Annotated in this window: 17 protein-coding genes and 1 tRNA gene; 14 read left to right on the top strand and 4 right to left on the bottom strand. The window is 44.2% G+C overall.

Annotated elements, in window-relative coordinates; genetic code table 11:
* Positions 1 to 58: 58 nt before the first annotated feature.
* Positions 59 to 1,045 (bottom strand): GSCFA domain-containing protein, encoded by a 987-nt coding sequence (locus FHS86_RS08970; protein ID WP_429412671.1) that lies wholly within the window; start codon positions 1,043 to 1,045, stop codon positions 59 to 61.
* 166 nt (positions 1,046 to 1,211) lie between these two features.
* Between FHS86_RS08970 and FHS86_RS08975 the strand changes: the two genes are divergently transcribed.
* The 7 genes from FHS86_RS08975 to FHS86_RS09005 all read left to right on the top strand — a co-directional run bounded on the left by FHS86_RS08975 (position 1,212) and on the right by FHS86_RS09005 (position 6,072).
* The gene (locus tag FHS86_RS08975) at positions 1,212 to 1,979 is read left to right on the top strand and encodes a TatD family hydrolase (RefSeq protein ID WP_429412672.1); all 768 of its coding nucleotides are present in this window, start codon (positions 1,212 to 1,214) and stop codon (positions 1,977 to 1,979) included.
* 80 nt (positions 1,980 to 2,059) lie between these two features.
* Positions 2,060 to 3,085 (top strand): asparaginase, encoded by a 1,026-nt coding sequence (locus tag FHS86_RS08980; protein ID WP_429412673.1) that lies wholly within the window; start codon positions 2,060 to 2,062, stop codon positions 3,083 to 3,085.
* 448 nt (positions 3,086 to 3,533) lie between these two features.
* Positions 3,534 to 3,621 (top strand) — tRNA-Ser (locus tag FHS86_RS08985).
* A gap of 61 nt (positions 3,622 to 3,682) precedes the next feature.
* Positions 3,683 to 4,510, top strand: a complete 828-nt coding sequence (locus FHS86_RS08990; RefSeq protein ID WP_429412674.1) for a MotA/TolQ/ExbB proton channel family protein — start codon at positions 3,683 to 3,685, stop codon at positions 4,508 to 4,510.
* Positions 4,511 to 4,518: 8 nt separating this feature from the next.
* Positions 4,519 to 4,986: a hypothetical protein gene (locus FHS86_RS08995; protein WP_429412675.1), complete on the top strand. Its 468-nt coding sequence runs from the start codon at positions 4,519 to 4,521 to the stop codon at positions 4,984 to 4,986.
* A 29-nt stretch (positions 4,987 to 5,015) separates the two neighbouring features.
* Positions 5,016 to 5,597 carry an ExbD/TolR family protein gene (locus tag FHS86_RS09000; protein WP_429412676.1) on the top strand — a complete coding sequence of 194 codons (582 nt, stop codon included), beginning with the start codon at positions 5,016 to 5,018 and terminating at the stop codon, positions 5,595 to 5,597.
* Position 5,598: 1 nt separating this feature from the next.
* Positions 5,599 to 6,072, top strand: a complete 474-nt coding sequence (locus FHS86_RS09005) for an ExbD/TolR family protein (protein WP_429412677.1) — start codon at positions 5,599 to 5,601, stop codon at positions 6,070 to 6,072.
* Positions 6,073 to 6,131: 59 nt separating this feature from the next.
* On the opposite strand, the gene FHS86_RS09010 is transcribed toward FHS86_RS09005, so the two are convergent.
* Together FHS86_RS09010 and kdsB are read right to left on the bottom strand one after the other, a co-directional pair.
* On the bottom strand, positions 6,132 to 8,144 hold the full coding sequence (locus FHS86_RS09010; protein ID WP_429412678.1) for an alpha amylase C-terminal domain-containing protein: 2,013 nt from the start codon (positions 8,142 to 8,144) through the stop codon (positions 6,132 to 6,134).
* A 102-nt stretch (positions 8,145 to 8,246) separates the two neighbouring features.
* On the bottom strand, positions 8,247 to 8,987 hold the full coding sequence (gene kdsB, locus FHS86_RS09015; RefSeq protein WP_429412679.1) for a 3-deoxy-manno-octulosonate cytidylyltransferase: 741 nt from the start codon (positions 8,985 to 8,987) through the stop codon (positions 8,247 to 8,249).
* A 134-nt stretch (positions 8,988 to 9,121) separates the two neighbouring features.
* Here kdsB and FHS86_RS09020 point away from each other — a divergent pair, with 134 nt between their 5' ends.
* The 6 genes from FHS86_RS09020 to groL all read left to right on the top strand — a co-directional run bounded on the left by FHS86_RS09020 (position 9,122) and on the right by groL (position 14,169).
* Complete coding sequence (locus FHS86_RS09020; RefSeq protein WP_429412680.1) at positions 9,122 to 10,384, top strand: sigma-54 interaction domain-containing protein; 1,263 nt, start codon at positions 9,122 to 9,124, stop codon at positions 10,382 to 10,384.
* A gap of 23 nt (positions 10,385 to 10,407) precedes the next feature.
* A complete protein-coding gene (gene lptE, locus FHS86_RS09025) occupies positions 10,408 to 10,917 on the top strand; it encodes an LPS assembly lipoprotein LptE (RefSeq protein ID WP_429412681.1) in 510 nt (169 codons plus the stop codon).
* Positions 10,918 to 10,921: 4 nt separating this feature from the next.
* The gene (locus tag FHS86_RS09030; RefSeq protein WP_429412682.1) at positions 10,922 to 11,584 is read left to right on the top strand and encodes a hypothetical protein; all 663 of its coding nucleotides are present in this window, start codon (positions 10,922 to 10,924) and stop codon (positions 11,582 to 11,584) included.
* Between the two features lies 1 nt (position 11,585).
* Entirely contained in the window at positions 11,586 to 11,960 is a 375-nt protein-coding gene (gene secG, locus FHS86_RS09035) for a preprotein translocase subunit SecG (RefSeq protein ID WP_429412683.1), read from the top strand.
* Between the two features lie 270 nt (positions 11,961 to 12,230).
* Positions 12,231 to 12,509, top strand: coding sequence for a co-chaperone GroES (locus FHS86_RS09040; RefSeq protein WP_429412684.1), 279 nt, complete (start codon positions 12,231 to 12,233; stop codon positions 12,507 to 12,509).
* Between the two features lie 25 nt (positions 12,510 to 12,534).
* On the top strand, positions 12,535 to 14,169 hold the full coding sequence (gene groL / locus FHS86_RS09045; protein WP_429412685.1) for a chaperonin GroEL: 1,635 nt from the start codon (positions 12,535 to 12,537) through the stop codon (positions 14,167 to 14,169).
* A gap of 332 nt (positions 14,170 to 14,501) precedes the next feature.
* Here the strand turns inward: groL and FHS86_RS09050 are convergent, their stop codons facing one another.
* On the bottom strand, positions 14,502 to 16,382 hold the full coding sequence (locus FHS86_RS09050; RefSeq protein WP_429412686.1) for an AMP-dependent synthetase/ligase: 1,881 nt from the start codon (positions 16,380 to 16,382) through the stop codon (positions 14,502 to 14,504).
* 325 nt (positions 16,383 to 16,707) lie between these two features.
* On the opposite strand from FHS86_RS09050, the gene FHS86_RS09055 reads away from it, so the two are divergent.
* Positions 16,708 to 18,678, top strand: a complete 1,971-nt coding sequence (locus FHS86_RS09055; protein WP_429412687.1) for a tetratricopeptide repeat-containing sensor histidine kinase — start codon at positions 16,708 to 16,710, stop codon at positions 18,676 to 18,678.
* The last annotated feature ends 42 nt before the right edge of the window (positions 18,679 to 18,720 follow it).

Genomic DNA, 18,720 nt, shown 5'->3' on the forward strand with positions numbered 1-18,720 from the left:
GAATGTGCTAATTGATGGTTGAACGCTTTGCTACTTCTTCTATAACTACAACTTTGGGTCAAAGGTTTTTGAAGTATTCCTTTTCAGACTGTAATTTAACAAAAGGATAATTCATTTCAAGTTTTTCAAGCTTTTTTATCATCGATGCTGCAAATTTTTTAATTTTTTCGGGGTTGTTGTTAAGCACACGATGCTGAGCCGCTTTGATTATTGGTTCCAGCTGCTGATTGAGTTGGAGCGTATTGTTGTTGAAGTAAACTGATGCGAATTTCTCGAAAAGATAATCGACTGTAATTTCGTTCATGTGGGTCATGTCGCTGGCATAAAAACGATAATCGCGCAATTCGTCATTTACTATTTCGTAGGCCGGAAAATACGACGTAGTAGCTGGAAGTTGCTTTAGCACTTCCTCAATGGCAAGCAACAAGCAGGCTTTGCTGAGCTGATTTTGGTGCGCTCCGTCCTTGAGATGTCGAACCGGGCTTACGGTGAAAATAATTTTTAAAGCAGGATTGAAGGCAGTCAGTTGCTTGATCAGGCCAACCCAGCTACGACTTATTTCGGTCACCTGTAAGCGGTAGCGTTCAAAGGCCTTGGCGGGTATTTTGTGACAATTGGCCACAATACGATCGGTTTCGATGTGTTTAAACACCCAGGCTGTTCCAAAAGTAACAAACAGCATTTTTGTGCTTTTCAGAAAGTGATGCGTTTTATTGATCGCATGTTGGCAGTTGCTTATTAACTCATCGCGCGACGGATGAGAAAAGGAACCGTGAAAATCGAGACTGTGCCATTGTTGATCGTGAAATATAATAGACGATGGATCAGTAGGTCTGTTTTCAATTGCATTTTCAATTGCTCCGGCAATCGATGCCGGGTTATATAAAACCCCAAAAGGATTTTGTAATACCGGAAATTTCAGTCGCGAAAGTTGCTTTCCCATGTGGTCGGAAAAGCATGAGCCGATCATCACCACCGGAGTTTGATGGTCGATTTCAAATGTTGATTTTATTACCGGAACCGTTGTCCTGAATCGTTGTACCATCGCGACAGTTTAAGGTGAAAACTTTTTCCAAAGTTACTTTAAAAAAATAAGCACAGGACTTAAGTGCTCCTTTTGAGTCCATTGTTTACACAATATTAACCATTTCTTTCTAAGGAGATAAGGCTGGTCAACACTAAAATTTTACTTTTGTCCAAAATTTGATTTTATGCTGATTGATACCCATTCTCATATTTATTCCGAAGAGTTCAACGGAGAAGCAGCCGAAGTGATAAAACGGGCGGACGATAAGGGGGTTAACAAAATTTTGCTTCCTAATATTGACAGTTCATCCATAAAAATGATGCTTGACCTGGCCGATCGCTATCCGGAACGGTGTTATCCAATGATTGGTTTGCATCCGACATCGGTGAAAGAAGATTATCGTGAAGAGCTCGAACTGGTCGAATATTGGCTAAAGCGGCGCAAGTTTTATGGTATTGGTGAAATTGGTATCGATTTGTACTGGGAAGATACCTTCAGGGAAGAACAGGAATACGTTTTCATGAAACAGCTTGGCTATGCACTGGCATACGATTTGCCTGTTTCGATCCATACCCGCGATTCGTTTGATTTGGCCATTGGCTGCATCGAAAAAGCCAATGAAGGGGGCCGGCTCAGGGGCGTGTTTCATTGTTTTACGGGCGATGTCGATCAGGCCCAAAAAGCCATTGCACTTGGTTTGAAAATTGGAGTAGGAGGAATCGTTACCTTTAAAAACGCCGGGATCGATCAGGTGATAGCCCAATTGTCGCCCAACGATTTGCTGCTCGAAACCGATGCCCCGTATCTGGCTCCGGTTCCTTTTAGAGGGAAGCGCAATGAAAGTGCTCATTTGGTTTATGTGTTGAAGAAAGTAGCATCGCTTTTCGACATCGGTGAAGATGAAATGGCAGCCATCACCACCAGGAATGCCAGTCTGCTTTTTGGTGTGTGATACACGGTCGTTCTTTTTTATGAGATATATTCTGTGACTTTGCGCGAATTAGCTTTACTTTTGCCGATATTTCTATCGTTATGCAACCATCCATTCTGATTATTTATACCGGAGGTACTATTGGTATGGTGCAGCGGCCCGAAGACGGATCGCTTGCTCCGGTAAATTTCGATGAATTGTCGAAAGAGATTCCGATGCTTAACAAGTTTGGCTACCATATTTCGTCCATCACTTTCGATCCGGTACTCGATTCGTCGAATGTAACACCCGATTTTTGGATGAAACTGGCCGAAACGGTCGAGCAAAACTACGAGCAGTACGATGGTTTTGTGATTCTGCATGGAACCGATACCATGGCCTATACGGCGTCGGCACTTAGTTTTATGTTCGAAAATCTCGACAAGCCAGTCATCCTAACAGGCGCACAGCTGCCCATTGGAACACTGCGTACCGACGGTAAAGAAAACCTGCTTACTGCGGTTGAAATAGCTGCTGCCAAACACGATGGCCTGCCCAATGTCCCGGAAGTGTGTATTTATTTTAATTCCAAACTTTTTAGAGGAAACCGTACTACTAAAATTGATTCCCTGCAGTTTAAGGCTTTCGACTCGAAAAATTATCCGCCCCTCGCCAGTGCCGGTGTTGAAATTAAATATGCGAGTGAATTTGTTAACCGCACGACCAATAAAGGCATATTCAAGGTCAACAGGAACATCGATCCTCATGTGGTGATACTGAAAATATTCCCGGGCATTCAGGAGTCAATTGTTGAAGCAATCATAGAAATAGAGGGGCTTAGAGGCATTGTACTTGAGTCGTTTGGTTCGGGAAATGTACCGGAATTTGCATGGTTTTCGAAATTAATTGAAAAAGCGATTAAAAAAGGTATAATAATTGTTAACGTAAGTCAGTGTGCCGGAGGGCGGGTAATGATGGGTTTGTATCAAACCAGTGTCGACCTGCAGCGGCAAGGAGTAGTGAGCGCTTACGACATGACTACCGAAGCTGCGGTGAGTAAGTTGATGTTTCTTTTGGGACAAGGACTTTCGTATGCCGAAGTGAAGAAATATCTGAATCAAAATTTGAAAGGAGAAATAACAATATAGTTTTGTTTGATATTCTTTTTTTTTTGTATTTTTCGTCCCTCAAAAATATCGGGCAAAAATGCAAAGGCGCTTAAATACCTGCGATCAAATAAAAATGGTGCATATCGCTCGCAGATACTGGTGTTGTTTAACGTAGTTTTGCTATTTTTGTTTAATGTCATCTTTAACATGTCAGAGATTTATTGCCGGAATGTTTTCAATATGGAGTTTTACTGGCAGCGGGCGAGGTGGTTTACGTTCTGAATACAAGTGAAAAATTTGACTCTTGCATAAAAGTTAAAGCACCTTCAAGGTAAAAGAAGGTAAAGGATGCTTTTCTTTGGATTATTCAAGAAGTGGAAATAATGGAGAGGTGCAGGAGTAGCTGAACCGGCATCCCGGTATAACCGGGAGAAAGCGTGTGTTACAGTTTATTTTTCTGCTCTTCACATGAGTTGAAATAAATAATGGAGAGGTGCAGGAGTGGCTGAACTGGCACGCCTGGAAAGCGTGTGTACCCCGAAAGGGTACCGAGGGTTCGAATCCCTCTCTCTCCGCAAGTAAAATGAGAGTGAATAAAGCAAATCAGAATAATTGTTGAATAAATTAAAAAACATCATGAAAAAATTATTTGCATTAATAGCTGTTCTCACGATATTCGTACTTGGAATGTCGGTTAATGTTGTTGCTCAGGATCAGGCTGAGGTAGCTACTGAAGAGGTGGCTGGCGCAGATTCTGTAACTGCCGATTCAGCTGGTGATTTAGTTGCAGACCCTCTGGAAGAAGCGGCTGTTGAAGCTGAAGAAGGAAAATCGCTGCACAGTCAGTTGAAACAAAAATTTATTGAAGGTGGACCTACTTTCATGTCGTTCGTACTGATCGCCCTGATTCTTGGTCTGGCGCTTGCCATCGAACGGATCATTTATCTGAACCTGGCCACCACCAACACCAAAAAGTTAATGGCCAACGTTGAAGAAGCACTGGCCAATGGCGGTGTTGAAGCTGCAAAAGAAGTTTGCCGCAATACCCGCGGACCGGTAGCCAGTATTTTCTACCAGGGTCTCGATCGTTACGACGAGGGTGTTGATGTAGTTGAAAAATCAGTAGTATCGTATGGTAGCGTTCAGGCAGGTCTGCTTGAAAAAGGATTGAGCTGGATTGCCCTGTTCATCGCTTTGGCTCCGATGCTCGGATTCCTCGGAACAGTAATCGGTATGATTCAGGCTTTCGATGCAATTGAAGTAGCAGGTGACATTAGCCCCTCACTGGTAGCTGGTGGTATTAAAGTGGCCTTGATCACAACTGTAACCGGTTTGATCGTTGCTATTATCCTGCAAATTTTCTACAACTACTGTGTCGCTAAAATCGACAGCATCATCAACAGTATGGAAGATGCTTCAATTTCATTGCTCGACCTGGTAGTTAAACACAATGCTAAAAAATAATTGTACCCATGGAGAAAACTCGTAAAATAACCTCAATTATATTATGGGTTCTGATGGCATTGTCTGTCGCTCTCTTTGTTTACATGATCGTGTCAATCGATGATGAAAGCAATCCAGGAGCCAAAGCCGTACAGGCAATTACCTTGAACCTGAACTGGTCGATTGTACTATTTGCTATTGCCGCTGTAGTTGCTGTAGTATTCGCCCTGGTTCAAATGTTTGGAGACAAGAGGAAAGCCATTGGTGCTGTTGTTGCCGTGGCCATCTTTGGAGCTGTTTTGGCCATATCTTATTCATTGGCTTCACCCACCATCCCTAATTTTTACGGGGTTGATAAATTTGTTGCCGATGGAACACTGACTGAAGCGATTTCGCGTTGGGTTGGAACCGGACTGTATTTTGTCTACATTCTGTTTGCCGGTGCTTTCCTTTCCATTATCGGATTTGGAGTAGCCAGTGTATTCAAACGTTCGTGAGCAAATCACAACATCTAAAAAATTAAATTATGCCAAGGAAATTACCCGAATATAATGCTTCATCGTTGGCCGATATCGCCTTCATGCTACTTATCTTCTTCCTGGTAACCACTACCATGGATATTGATACAGGGCTTGAGAGGAGATTGCCTCAGTGGATCGACCCGGAGGATATCGAAGATACCCCGCCAATTAAGGAGCGTAACATTTTCGTTGTATTGGTCGACCGCAACAACCGTTTAATGGTTGAAGGCGAATTGACCCGGGTAGAAGACTTAAAGGAAAAAACAAAAGAATTCTTAACCAATCCGATGAACGACGAAGACCTTCCTGAAAAGGAAGTTCGTGAAATTCCTTTCATCGGACCTTACGACGTATTGTCGAAAAGTGTTGTAATTTCTCTGCGAAACGACGTTGGAACCACCTATGGTACCTATATTCAGGTGCAAAATGAATTGGTGGCTGCAATTAATGAGTTGCGTGAGAGCTTCGCACAAAACCAGTTTGGTAAGTCTTTTGATAAACTTGACGCCGATCGTCAGGATGCCATTAAGGAAATTTACCCGCAAAAGATATCAGAAGCAGAACCCAAAAGGATAGGAGGAAATTAGCATGTCAAAATTTAGAAAAGACGAAGGTAAAGAAACTCCTGCCATATCAACATCGGCATTGCCCGACATCGTTTTCATGCTGTTGTTCTTCTTTATGGTAACAACAACCATGCGTGAAACCGATCCGCTGGTAAGGGTTCGCTTGCCTGAAGCAACCGAAATTACAAAACTTGAAAAGAAGTCGCTTGTAAGCTATATCAACGTTGGACCACCCATGCCCAAGTGGCAGGCCCAGCTTGGTAGTGAGCCAAGGATTCAGCTGAACGACCAGTTTGCCAAAGTAAGCGATATTGGCGATTTTGTTGAAGCCGAAAGGCAAGCCCGCGAAGAGCAGGAGCAAAAACAAATTGTGACCTCTCTGAAAGTTGATGAATTTACAAAAATGCTTATCGTTACCGAAATCAAGCAGGAATTACGTAAGGCAGCAGCGCTGCACATCAACTATTCATCAAGAAAGAAAGCACAAAACAGATAGGTGCTACAAGCCTTAAAAAAAAGAAGGGTGATCTTTACAGGTCACCCTTCTTTTTTGTGTTAGTGTAGTTGCTTAAAGGCTTCTTTTTCGAAAACCAGGGCACTGCGTGCAGGGAGATAAAGCCTTAGCTGATGCGATGCTTTGTTAGCATCCGAAGGAATGGTGTAGTACGTAATACGGTCATCAAAACGTTCGTAACCTCCAAGGTGACCGGCATCGGTATTGAGCACCACCTTGAACTTTGAGGCTTCCATAGGAATTCCATAGTCGGTAAACGAAGTATGAGCGTTGAAATTAAAAACAAACAGGAGACTGCCCCTTTGGTAGGCCAGCACCTGATCGGCTTTGTTTTCCCAAAGTTTCCATATTTCCGGAATTGTAAGCAATTCATGTTTTTTTATCAGGGCAATCATTTCCTGGTCAAAATCTTTTAGCCAGTGAAAACGTAGCTCGTAATTATCGGCCAGGCTCCACAGCCGACGGGCATGGCGATACGACCAGTGATTCCCCTCCCGGGGAAAATCAATCCACTCGGGATGACCAAACTCGTTCCCCATGAAATTTAAATAAGCCCCACCGGCGCAGCTTGCAGTCAGGAGCCTGATCATTTTGTGCAGAGCAATTCCTCTTTCAACGGTCAGGTTGGGCTGATCTTTTCGCATGCTGAAATACATCTCTTTGTCGATCAGCCTGAAGATAATGGTCTTGTCGCCAACGAGTGCCTGATCGTGGCTTTCTGCATAGCTTACCACTTTTTCGTCGTTACGGTGGGCGGTCATCTGATGAAAAATATCACCAACTTCCCATTCCTCGTCTTTTTTCTCCTTGATGAGTTTGATCCAATAATCAGGAACCCCCATGCTCATCCGGTAATCGAAACCCAGGCCTCCATCTTCAAGAGGGGCTGCCAGTCCGGGCAAACCACTTACATCTTCGGCGATTGACAGCACACGGGGTTTGAGTTCGTGCATGAGTTGATTGGCCAGTTTGAAATAAACCACTGCTTCGTAGTCGAGATTGGGTGAAAAGTAATCGTCGTAGCCGCCAAAGGCTGTTCCCAGTCCGTGGTCGAAGTACAGCATGCTGGTCACCCCATCGAAACGGTAGCCGTCAAAGCGATATTCTTCCAGCCAGTATTTTATATTGGAAAGCAAAAAATGCAGCACCTCATTTTTGCTGTAATCGAAGCAAAGAGAATCCCAGGAAGGATGTTCACCCCGGTTCCCTTCGTGGAAAAACTGGTAGCGGGTACCATCATAACGTCCCAGTCCTTCGAGTTCGTTCTTTACTGCATGAGAGTGAATCAGGTCCATGATGACGGCTATGCCCATGCCATGGGCTTCGTCGATGAGTTGTTTCAGTTCATCGGGAGTGCCAAAACGCGATGAAGCGGCAAAGAAACTCGAAACATGGTAGCCGAAACTTCCATAATAGGGATGTTCTGGAATGGCCATCAATTGAATAACATTGTAACCGGCGTCCTTTATACGGGGCAGCATATCGGTCCTGAATTCATTATAGCTGTGTACCCTTTCTTCTTCGCCGGCCATGCCAATGTGGGCTTCATAAATAAGGGGAGCTTCCTCACTCCGCTCAAATAACTTGTTTTTCCATTCGTAGCTTGTCGGGGGAGCCCAAACTTCGGCATTGAAAATGTGGGTGTCGGGATCCTGAACCACCCTCTGGGCCCATGCCGGAATGCGTTTGCCACTTCCGCCGTTCCAGTGCATCGACAGGGCGTACAGGTCGCCGTGCTTTAGCTGGTTTTCGTCAAGATTTAGCTCCCAGTTGCCATTGCCAACGGGCTGCATGCGATAGGCTTCTTCTTCGTTCCAGCTATTGAAAGTACCAATCAGATAAATACTGGATGCATTGGGAGCCCATTCACGCAAACACCATTGGTTTTCGCATCGGTGAAGACCGAAATAGAGATAACCCGAGGCAAAATCGGAAAGCGAAGCGGTACCGCTTAATTCGGCTTCCTTTCGCTTTGTTTGCTCATGCCATTCGATGAAAGCCTTTTCGTAGGGTTCGAGCCAGGGATCATTCCGGATAATTCGAAGCTTTTCCATTTGTTTTTCGTTTTCTCTAAAGTAGGAAAATTAGTTGATTGAAGAACTGTTGCTTGCATAAATTGTTCGCTTCGAAAAGCAGCAGCTTGCCGTATTATTTTTTTATAGCAGGCCGGCTTGCAGTCTTTCAAGGTCTTCGGGCGTATCGATGCCACTGCCTGCACCGTCGGTAAGGGCAGTTTTAATTCGAAAATCATTTTCAAGCCAGCGCAGTTGTTCCAGTTTTTCTCCTTGTTCAAGTGGCGAGGGTTCGAGCTGTGTGAGCGCCTGCAGAACCGATGCACGATACGCATACAAGCCAATGTGAAGAAAATATTGGTGCTTTGTAAGCCATTCATTTTTTGCTGCATCGCGTTGAAACGGGATGGTGTGACGGCTGAAATAAAGCGCAAAGCCGGCAGCCGAACGAACGGCTTTCACTTTGTTGTGATCAAACAAGGTTTCGATCTTATCGATGGGGCAAAGCAGCGTGGCAATGTCGCAGGCTTCATCTTCAAAGCATTGCAGAAGCAGTCTGAACTGATCGGGCTGAATGAAGGGCTCATCGCCCTGAACATTGACTACCACGTCGAAGTCGTAGTCAGCTGAAAGCAGCCGGGCTGCCTCGGCACAACGGTCAGTGCCACTGGGATGATTGGCAGCAGTCATGACCACTTTTCCACCAAAGCTTTTAACCGCTTCTTCAATGCGTACATCGTCGGTGGCCACCACAAGCAGATCGAATACCTCGCTACAACGTTCGTAAACGTGCTGTATCATTGGTTTGCCTCCGATATCAACCAGGGGTTTCCCCGGGAAGCGGGTCGATGCATAACGGGCAGGTATTATAGCGATGGGTTTCATAAGTGGGTTTAAAGATACAGTTTCTAAGGCTACTTTCACACTTTTTATAAATTTCGATGGTTTATTGAAGTGCTAAAATTGTAACTTTGTCAGTTAAATCGGAAAAATAGCATTGTTTAAAGTACATTCGGAACATGATCGACATTCAGGAAATTAAACAACGTTTTGGTATCATAGGAAATGCACCCGTGTTGAACCGTGCCATTGAGGTGGCAGTACAGGTGGCCCCCACCGATTTGTCGGTGTTGATTACAGGAGAAAGTGGAGTGGGTAAGGAAGTGTTTCCACAAATCATTCACCAGTTTTCGTCGCGGAAACATGGAAAATACATCGCAGTGAACTGTGGAGCCATTCCTGAGGGTACTATCGATTCTGAACTTTTCGGCCATGTGAAAGGCTCGTTTACAGGAGCACTCAACGATCGGAAAGGTTATTTTGAAGTAGCCGACGGTGGCACAATCTTCCTCGACGAGGTGGGTGAACTGCCCCTGTCTACTCAGGTCAGATTATTACGGGTGCTCGAGGCAGGTGAATTTATGAAAGTTGGCTCGTCGCAGGTGCTGAAGACCAATGTTCGCGTAGTAGCAGCAACCAATCTTGATATTCCGGGGGCCATTAGCGAAAACAAGTTTCGTGAAGATCTTTATTATCGTCTCAATACGGTGCCTGTTCATGTGCCGCCTTTGCGCGAACGAAAGGATGATGTTGTTTTGTTATTCCGTAAATTTGCGCACGATTTTGCCGAGCGTTATCGTATGCCTGCCCTTCGGCTCGACGATGAGGCCCGGGGCATCCTGGTGTCATTTCCCTGGCCGGGAAATATCAGGCAATTGAAAAATATTACCGAGCAGATATCCATTATTGAACAGGCACGCGAAATCGATGGCCATAAAATGCGGGGTTATCTTCCACATTTTCACGAGCATCAACTGCCTGCACTTTATCGTCAGAACGAGGAGAACACCTTCGCTTCGGAAAGGGAAATCCTGTACAAAGTATTGTTCGACATGAAAAAGGACATGAGCGATCTCAAGAAGCTGGTGTTCGATCTGATGCAAAATGAAGACTCGGGCCAGATCCATAACGAAAACAAGCGCATTATCCGCAAGCTGTATAAGGAAGAAGAGAATGGCTTTGAAGCCGAAGCCTATCAGCCTGAAGTGACAAGCTACCCCGCAGTACCTACGGTTCAGGCTGTGAAAATCGATAAAGATGAGGAGCATATTGAAGATACAGAGGAATATGTTGAGGAAACCCTTTCCATAGAAAAAAAGGAAAAGGAATTGATACAGAAAGCACTGCAAAAGTATAAGGGGAAGCGCAAATATGCAGCCAAAGAACTGGGAATATCCGAACGTACCCTTTACCGAAAAATTAAAGAGTACAATATTAATTAGTGGCATCACGTATAAAGAACAATATGAAGCAGTTCCTGAGTATCATCCTTTTTGTTTTTCTCTCGCTGGGTTTAACACATTGCAAGATCAACTATTCGTTTACCGGTGCATCCATTTCACCCCTGGTGAAAACCTACACGGTATACGATTTTCAGTTGAGGGCAGGTAAGGCAAGTCCGACGCTGAGTACCTATTTTACCGAACAGCTTCGTGATAAATTTACACGCCAGACCAGTCTAGATTATTTGCGCGATGGCGGTGACCTCGAGTTTGAAGGTGCCATTACCGGTTTCGATGAAAAACCAATGGCGGTGCAGGGCGACGACATTGCAGCTCAAACCAGACTAACGATACGCATTTCGGTGAAATATACCAACAACCTCGACCACGATCAGGACTTCGATACCGAGTTTTCGGCCTATGCCGATTTTAGCAGTACCAGTAATCTTAGTGAGGTTGAAGACGATCTGATCGAGGAAATAGTAACACAAATCGTAGATGACATATTCAATAAATCGGTAGCCAATTGGTAGTATTGTGACAAAAGAGCAATTTCAGAAATACATGAAACAACCCGAACTGCTCGATGCATCGACAGTGGAAGGTTTGAAGGAAGTGGTCGGCGATTTCCCCTGGTTTGTGGCTGCGCGAATGCTCTATCTGCGTAATTTGCAAAATATCAGCAGCTACCGCTTTGAAGCAGAATTGAGCAAGCAGGCTGTTTTTATTTCCGACCGTCAACAGTTGTTGAAGCTGCTTAGCGGAAGCAGCGCATCGGAAAATGAATTTCAGTTACTCCCCTTCGACAGCAAAGCGCTGGGCACTGTATTGAGCGATAAACAGCATGATCTGTTGAGTGAACTGCAACTAGAACCAACATCGTCTTTTAAGCTCGAAGCCGACCTTCATAATGAAAACAATCAGCCTGTTGACCTGATTGATAAATTTATTAATGAAAATCCGACGATCATTCCCCGTAAAGTCAATGCCGCATCCTCGAAGAAGTTGCCTGCCAACGAGGAGGAAGAGGTAAGCGAGGGGCTTATAACCGAAACGCTCGCAGGTATTTACGTTCAGCAGGGACTGTATCGTGAGGCACTAAAAGCCTATGAAAAATTAAGTTTGAAATTCCCGGAAAAAAATACTTACTTTGCCAGTCAAATTGAAAAAATCAAAAACTTAATATCAAAAGATTCATAAAATGTATACGCTTGCAATTGTACTCATTTTTATTGTTTGCCTTTTGCTTGTACTCATCGTGTTGGTACAGAATTCAAAGGGTGGAGGTTTGGCCTCAAGTTTCTCAAGCAATAACCAAATTATGGGTGTACGTCGTACAGCCGACTTTCTGGAAAAAGCAACCTGGTATCTGGCTGGTGCACTTTTAGTATTGTGCGTAATGGCAAGTGCTTTTATTCCGCGTCAGGAAATCAGACAGGATTCGATCATCAGCAATCAGATCGAAACCGCAATCGATCCTTCTGCAGTTCCAAGTTTCCCTATGACCGAGGGAGATATCGAATCGGCAGGTGAAACAGTTCCGGCCGATAATGGCGGAAATGCCGATGAAGAATAGAAAATACCAACTTGTATAATATTGAGGCGTCGTGTTTGCGACGCCTTTTTTGTTTCTTTTTGGCGGCTGCTGTCATCATGGCAGTGTTGCTGTTCTCTTTGTCAGTCGTTGGTTTGAGTGTTGTGCTACAGTTTGTTGATCATTTTTTGCTCATCATGCTGTCAGTTGCAGTACCGTCATCGCTTACTTTTTGGCAGAATTTGCCTTTGGCACAAATTCTGATTGAGAACGAGCCGTTAATTTGATCTAATAACTTAAAAATAAAAAACAATGTCAGAATTGAAAGGTAGAATACTTGCAGGAAAGATCCTGGTAGAACCAATGGCTGCTGAAGAAAAAACAGCAGGTGGAATCATTATTCCTGATTCAGCAAAAGAAAAACCACAGGTAGGAAAAGTGGTTTTAGCAGGTGAGTCGAAAAAAGACGAACCCATGGAAGTGAAGGTTGGCGATACCGTGTTTTATGGTAAGTACGCCGGTACAGAACTGAACATCGATGGTTCAGATTATCTTTTGATTTCACAAACTGATGTATTGTACATTGCTTAATTCTAAACATTAAATCATTAAAAAAATGGCTAAAGAAATTAAATTCAATATCGAAGCACGCGATTTGTTGAAAAAAGGCGTTGATCAACTCGCCGATGCAGTAAAAGTAACGCTCGGACCTAAAGGTCGGAATGTAATTATTGAAAAGAAATTTGGAGCACCTCAAATTACCAAAGATGGTGTAACTGTTGCCAAGGAAATCGATTTGGCCGACGGATACGAAAATGTGGGTGCTCAAATGGTGAAGGAAGTAGCATCAAAAACAGGCGACGATGCCGGCGATGGTACTACCACCGCAACCGTTTTAGCGCAGTCAATCATTAGCGTAGGTTTGAAAAACGTAACCGCTGGTGCCAACCCTATGGATCTTAAGCGGGGCATCGACAAAGCAGTTGAGAAGGTAGTGGCCAGCATTCGTGAACAGTCACAAAATGTAGGCGACGACTTCAGCAAAATTGAGCAGGTTGCCCGCATTTCGGCCAACGGCGACGAAACCATTGGTAAGCTCATTGCCGAGGCCATGGAGAAAGTAAACAAGGAAGGTGTTATCACCGTTGAGGAAGCAAAAGGAACCGAAACCTACGTCGATGTAGTGGAAGGTATGCAGTTCGACCGTGGCTACATTTCACCCTATTTCATTACCGATACCGAAAAAATGGAAGCCGACCTGTCGAATCCGCTCATCTTAATTCACGATAAGAAAATCAGTTCAATTCAGGACATATTGCCCGTACTGGAGCAAACTGCCAAAAATGGTCGTCCGTTGATGATTATTGCTGAAGATGTTGACGGAACTGCACTGAGTGGCCTGGTGGTTAACAAACTGCAGGGAACCATTAAGGTTTGTGCTGTAAAGGCACCCGGCTTTGGTGACCGTCGTAAAGAAATACTTGAGGACATTGCCGTACTTACCGGCGGTGTTGTGGTAACCGACGAAAAAGGAATGAAACTCGAAGACGTAACCCTCGAAATGCTGGGTGAAGCCGAGAAGATTTCGGTCGATAAGGAGAACACCACCATTGTAGCAGGTAAGGGTGAGCAGGAGCTGATCAATGCCCGTGTAGGTCAGATCAAAAAGCAAATTGAAGCATCGACTTCCGATTACGACAAGGAAAAACTCCAGGAGCGTCTTGCCAAACTTTCAGGGGGTGTAGCAGTACTTTATGTAGGTGCAGCTTCCGAAGTTGAAATGAAAGAGAAGAAAGACCGTGTTGACGATGCGCTGCATGCTACCCGCGCTGCAGTAGCCGAAGGCATTGTGCCTGGTGGTGGTGTTGCCTACATCAGGGCCATTTCGAGCATCGAAGGGCTTGAGGGTGAAAACGAAGATGAAACCACAGGTATCGAAATCGTAAAACGTGCCATCGAAGAGCCATTGCGCCAAATTGTTGCCAATGCTGGAAAAGAAGGTGCTGTAATTGTACAGAAAGTAAAAGAAGGAAGCGGCGACTTTGGTTACAATGCCCGTCGTGATGAATACCAGAACCTGCTTGAAACAGGGGTAATTGATCCTGCCAAGGTGACCCGTGTTGCACTCGAAAATGCAGCTTCCATAGCGGGAATGTTCCTCACTACCGAATGTGTGCTGGTTGAAGAAAAAGAAGACACTCCGGCCCCAATGCCAGGCGGCATGGGAGGTGGTATGCCAGGAATGATGTAATCGCCTTGATTACGTCCAATGATATAAAAAAATCCTGCCCTTTTTTGAGGGCAGGATTTTCTTTTACTCAATAAATCGTACCATTCACTCAATAAATCGTACCATTCACTCATTTTTTTTGTAAGCGAACAGAAGTTTCTGCACCTTTGATGATGTAATAATTAGCTGATTAAAGAAAACCCTAATTTGAATTTTATGGCTCTGGTATCATGATCTGTTATTAATTTCTCCCAAGGTTGTTCCCCCGTATGCAACTTTAAGCATATTTGTTAGTTGATACCATGAGTTTGAATCCCGGCGTTCCCCCGCCGGGATTTCTTTTGTTGTGTAGTTTAATTTCCATTTCCGCGCAGCCTCGTAATCAGTTCGGCCAGGCTCAGGTTGATGCGCGGAATACGTAGCCGCTTGCCTTCTTTTTCTTCCTGGCGCGGCCCCGAATAAATGGCTTCAATCAGATGACTGTATTTTTGAGCCAGTACATTGCGTTTCAATTTAAGTGTTGGCGACATTTCACCGCTTTCGGGCGACCATTCATCCACCACCAGTTTGTAGCGTTTGATTTCTTCAACCTGCCCCATTTTTTTATTTACCTCGCGTACATCCTTTCTGATGGCGTCTTTTACTTCATGCATCTTTATCATCTCCGATTTCCCGGGAGCCTTTATTCCTTTTTGTTCGAGCCACTGGGTAATGTAGCCAAAGGCAGGAACAATGATGGCCGAAGCAAATTTCTCGTTTTCACCAACCACCATGGCCTGTTCGATAAAAAACGATTCCTTGAGCTTGTTCTCAATCATTTGTGGCGCGATGTATTTTCCTCCCGAAAGCTTGAATATTTCTTTCTTTCGATCGGTAATTTTCAGGTATTTGCCATCGACAAAGATGCCAACATCGCCGGTGTGGAAATAGCCTTCATCATCGATGACGGTTTGGGTGAGCTCGGGTTCCTTGTAGTAGCCCAGCATTACATTGGGGCCCTTGCAGCAGATTTCTCCATCGTCGGCCAGTTTTACCTCGACACCCGGAAGAATGGGCCCGACGGTTCCGGTGCGGATTTCCTTTCTTACGGGATTACTCACCGCAATTACGGGCGATGTTTCGGTCAGTCCATAGCCTTCGAGTGCCTGAATGCCGGCAACACCCAGAACACGTCCGATACGTGGTTGCAGGGCGGCTCCGCCCGAAACAATAATCTCAATGCGGCCACCCATTACCGCACGCCATTTGGAGTAAATCAGCTTATCGGCCAGTTTCCTTTTCTGTTTGTAGTACCAACTGAAGCGTTTGTTGTATTCAAAGTGATCGCCCAGGCGTACGGCCCAGAAAAAGATTGCTTTTTTAATTCCTTTCAGCTCTTTGCCCTTGTTGATAATTCCGTCGTAAATGCGTTCGAGCAAACGAGGTACCGTATTAAACATGTGGGGTCTGATTTCTTTTAGGGCGGGCATGATTTGCGCCAGACTGCCCACATAGTAAATACTCATCCCCTTAAACTGAAAGTGATAATTCATGCTCCGTTCATAAACGTGACACAGCGGCAGGAAACTTAATACGGTGGCTTCGCTTCCCAGGTGATGGTTTTGCGCATGCTGGGTGAAGTTGGAAACCAAATTACGGTGCGAAAGCATCACTCCTTTAGGAACGCCGGTGGTTCCCGAAGTATAAATGAGCGTTGCCAGATCATCAGGGCTGATACTGTCTTTGATGCTGTCGAGTTCGTTGCGCCGGGCATTGCGCGTGCCTGCATTGGCAATTTCGGTCCAATGGGCCACACCGTCGAGCTGATCGAAGGAGAAAATACCCTTCAGCGTGTCGATTTCATCGACCAGTGCGGCAATTTTTTCGTAGAGTTTTTTGTCACCCACAATCACATAGCTGGCTTCACAATGCTCAAGAATGTAACGGTAGTCTTCGATACTGATGGTGGGATAAATGGGGACATGTACCACGCCGATTTGAGCCATGCCCAGATCGAAGAAATTCCATTCGGGCCGGTTCACGGTAACGGTAGCTACCTTGTCGCCCTTTTTCAGTCCCATCGATAAGAGACCCAGACTAATGTTGTTGGTGTTTTTAATGTATTCTGTCGACGAGTAAGTATACCATTCAGCACCGTTTTTTCCAGCCAGGGCATCGGTTTTTGAGGCATACATTGTTTCGTAACGCTGAAGCAAATCGAAGGTTCGCTTCACGTTGTGATGAAGTATTTCCATAAGTTAAATCAATTTCCATTTTTTCCAGACTTTCAAAATAAGTAAATTTTGATAAACAGAAAGAGTTGCCTTATCAAGTGGAAAAATGAAAAGTGAGACCTGCTGGCTAATGGGCAGTAAATAAGCGCTTAATGGAAGAGGGGTGGCTGATGCCTATTTGAATTTGAATTTAGAATGTTTGAAAAACTTAAGTTCTTCTTTGTACAGGGCTTATGCTGTTCAACATTTTTTTATTTTTTATGATGCTGTTAAAGCATGAATGATGTAGTTTTATTTTCTGTTTCAACCGGCGGAAGAAATTATTAGTCTTCAAAAATCAGTTTCAATGAAGAAGTTCATCAAGATCATCGCTTTGTTTTTTCTTCTTAAGCTGTTTTCATTCAATGGAAACGCACAGAATACTCAAATTGTGAGCCTGTCCGATACGCTTACGATGGAGGAGCAGGTGAGGGTATGTAGTAATTTGTGTTGGAAAAACAGAGAAAAGGATAGTGATCTTGCTATGCGTTACGGGAAAATGGGAATTGAACTGGCAGAGAAAGAGGGACTTAATTCTTATTTGCCAAAACTTTATAATTATGTTGGTGTTGTTTACCAACATTATAAACACGAACCCGAAGCCGCTGTAGTATATTACGACAGAGCACTACAACATGGCTTAAAAAATAACGATTCAGTTGAAGTGGCTTATGTCTACAATAATCTGGGCGATGCTTTTTATCTTACAGGTAATGTTCCGTTGGCCATAGAATATGGACGCAAATCGCTTGACCTGTTTGCCATGACAAACAATCAAACAGGTATTGCTTACAGTTGTATTAACATGGGGCTGGCTTATCGTTTAAGCCAGGAATATGATTCTGCCCTGTATTATTTTAATGAAGCCATTGACGTGCGCAAAGTTCTGAATGATTCCATAGGCATTGCTTCAGCTACACTTGAGTTGGCACACACGCATAATGATATGGGCAACTGGCAATTGGCCATGAAATACTATCGTTCGTCCTTGCAGAAACATTTGCAACTGAATAACAAGAATTACATGGCTTATTCATTGAATGGAATCGGTCAGGCCTATTTAAAAGCGAACAAAAACGATTCGGCCCTCATCGTTTTTCGTCAGGCACTCCAATTGAGCGAAGAAAGAAACAACATCACAGGGATGATTGGTAACCAGTGTGGTATGGCAATGGCCTATGCACAGCTGGGAAAAAGGGAGTTGGGAGAGGAAGCGCTTGGAAAGGCTCTTGAAAATGCACGAATATCGGGCTTTACACGACAGGAGATGTATGTTTACAAAACCTGGGCCGATGTGGAACGTGTACTTGATAATTATAAGGCAGCCAGTCAACTTTATCAACGTTATATCGGATTGTACGACTCGTTGTATGCCCAGCAGCAGTTTCAGACCATGAATGAACTGAAAAACCGTTTTATCATGAGTGAGGAAATCAACCGGATAAACATTGACCTGGCTCAACGGAAGAAAGAAAAATGGTTTTTACTGGTTGTGATTGTTTTGCTTTTATTGATGGCCGGTGCACTAATAATGGGCTACCGTACAAAGACTGCCCTTAATTCAAGACTAAAAGATAGCAACGACGCCAAGAATCAGTTATTGTCGATAATAGCGCACGATCTTGTAAATCCCTTTAATGTGCTGATGGGCATGAATGAATTGCAGCAGCTCGACTTCGACCAGCATGATTGTGGAGCTGCCCGCATCAAAGGATTGCACATGCAGCAAACGACCAGGGAAACTTATAAAATGATTGTGAATTTGCTTGATTGGGCACGCGCTCAAAGTGATCGCATACAAATGGTCCCCGAAAAGTTCAATTTAAGCCGCCTGATGAAAGACGTAAAAAAGGCAATAGAGAGTATGGCAAGTACCAAGGACATCAGCATTGAATGTGAGCTTAGCATGCAGAATGAAATTGTAGCCGATCCCAATATGATCCGCACGGTTTTAATGAATTTGCTGAGCAACGCTATTAAGTTTACCCCCACAGGAGGGAAGATAAGACTTGAATCATTCCTAAATGAGAAGCAGATCGAAGTAAGGGTGAGCGATACTGGAATTGGCATTCCTGATGTAGAGGCGGCCAAACTATTTAAAGAAAATTTATTGAGCAGCAGGCAGGGAACCAACAATGAAAGAGGTACCGGTTTGGGGCTCCTGCTTTGTAAGGACTTTATTGAGCGACATCACGGGAAGATCCGTGTTGAGAGTCGCGAAGGCAAAGGTTCCATATTTAGTTTTGTACTGCCATTGCAAAACAAAGGAAACGATTAAAATACTGCAAAAACGCAGGGCAAATTTACTTACCCTGCGTTT

This window comes from Roseimarinus sediminis (genome assembly GCF_050433125.1).
In the GTDB taxonomy this organism is placed as follows: Bacteria; Bacteroidota; Bacteroidia; order Bacteroidales; family Prolixibacteraceae; genus Roseimarinus; species Roseimarinus sediminis.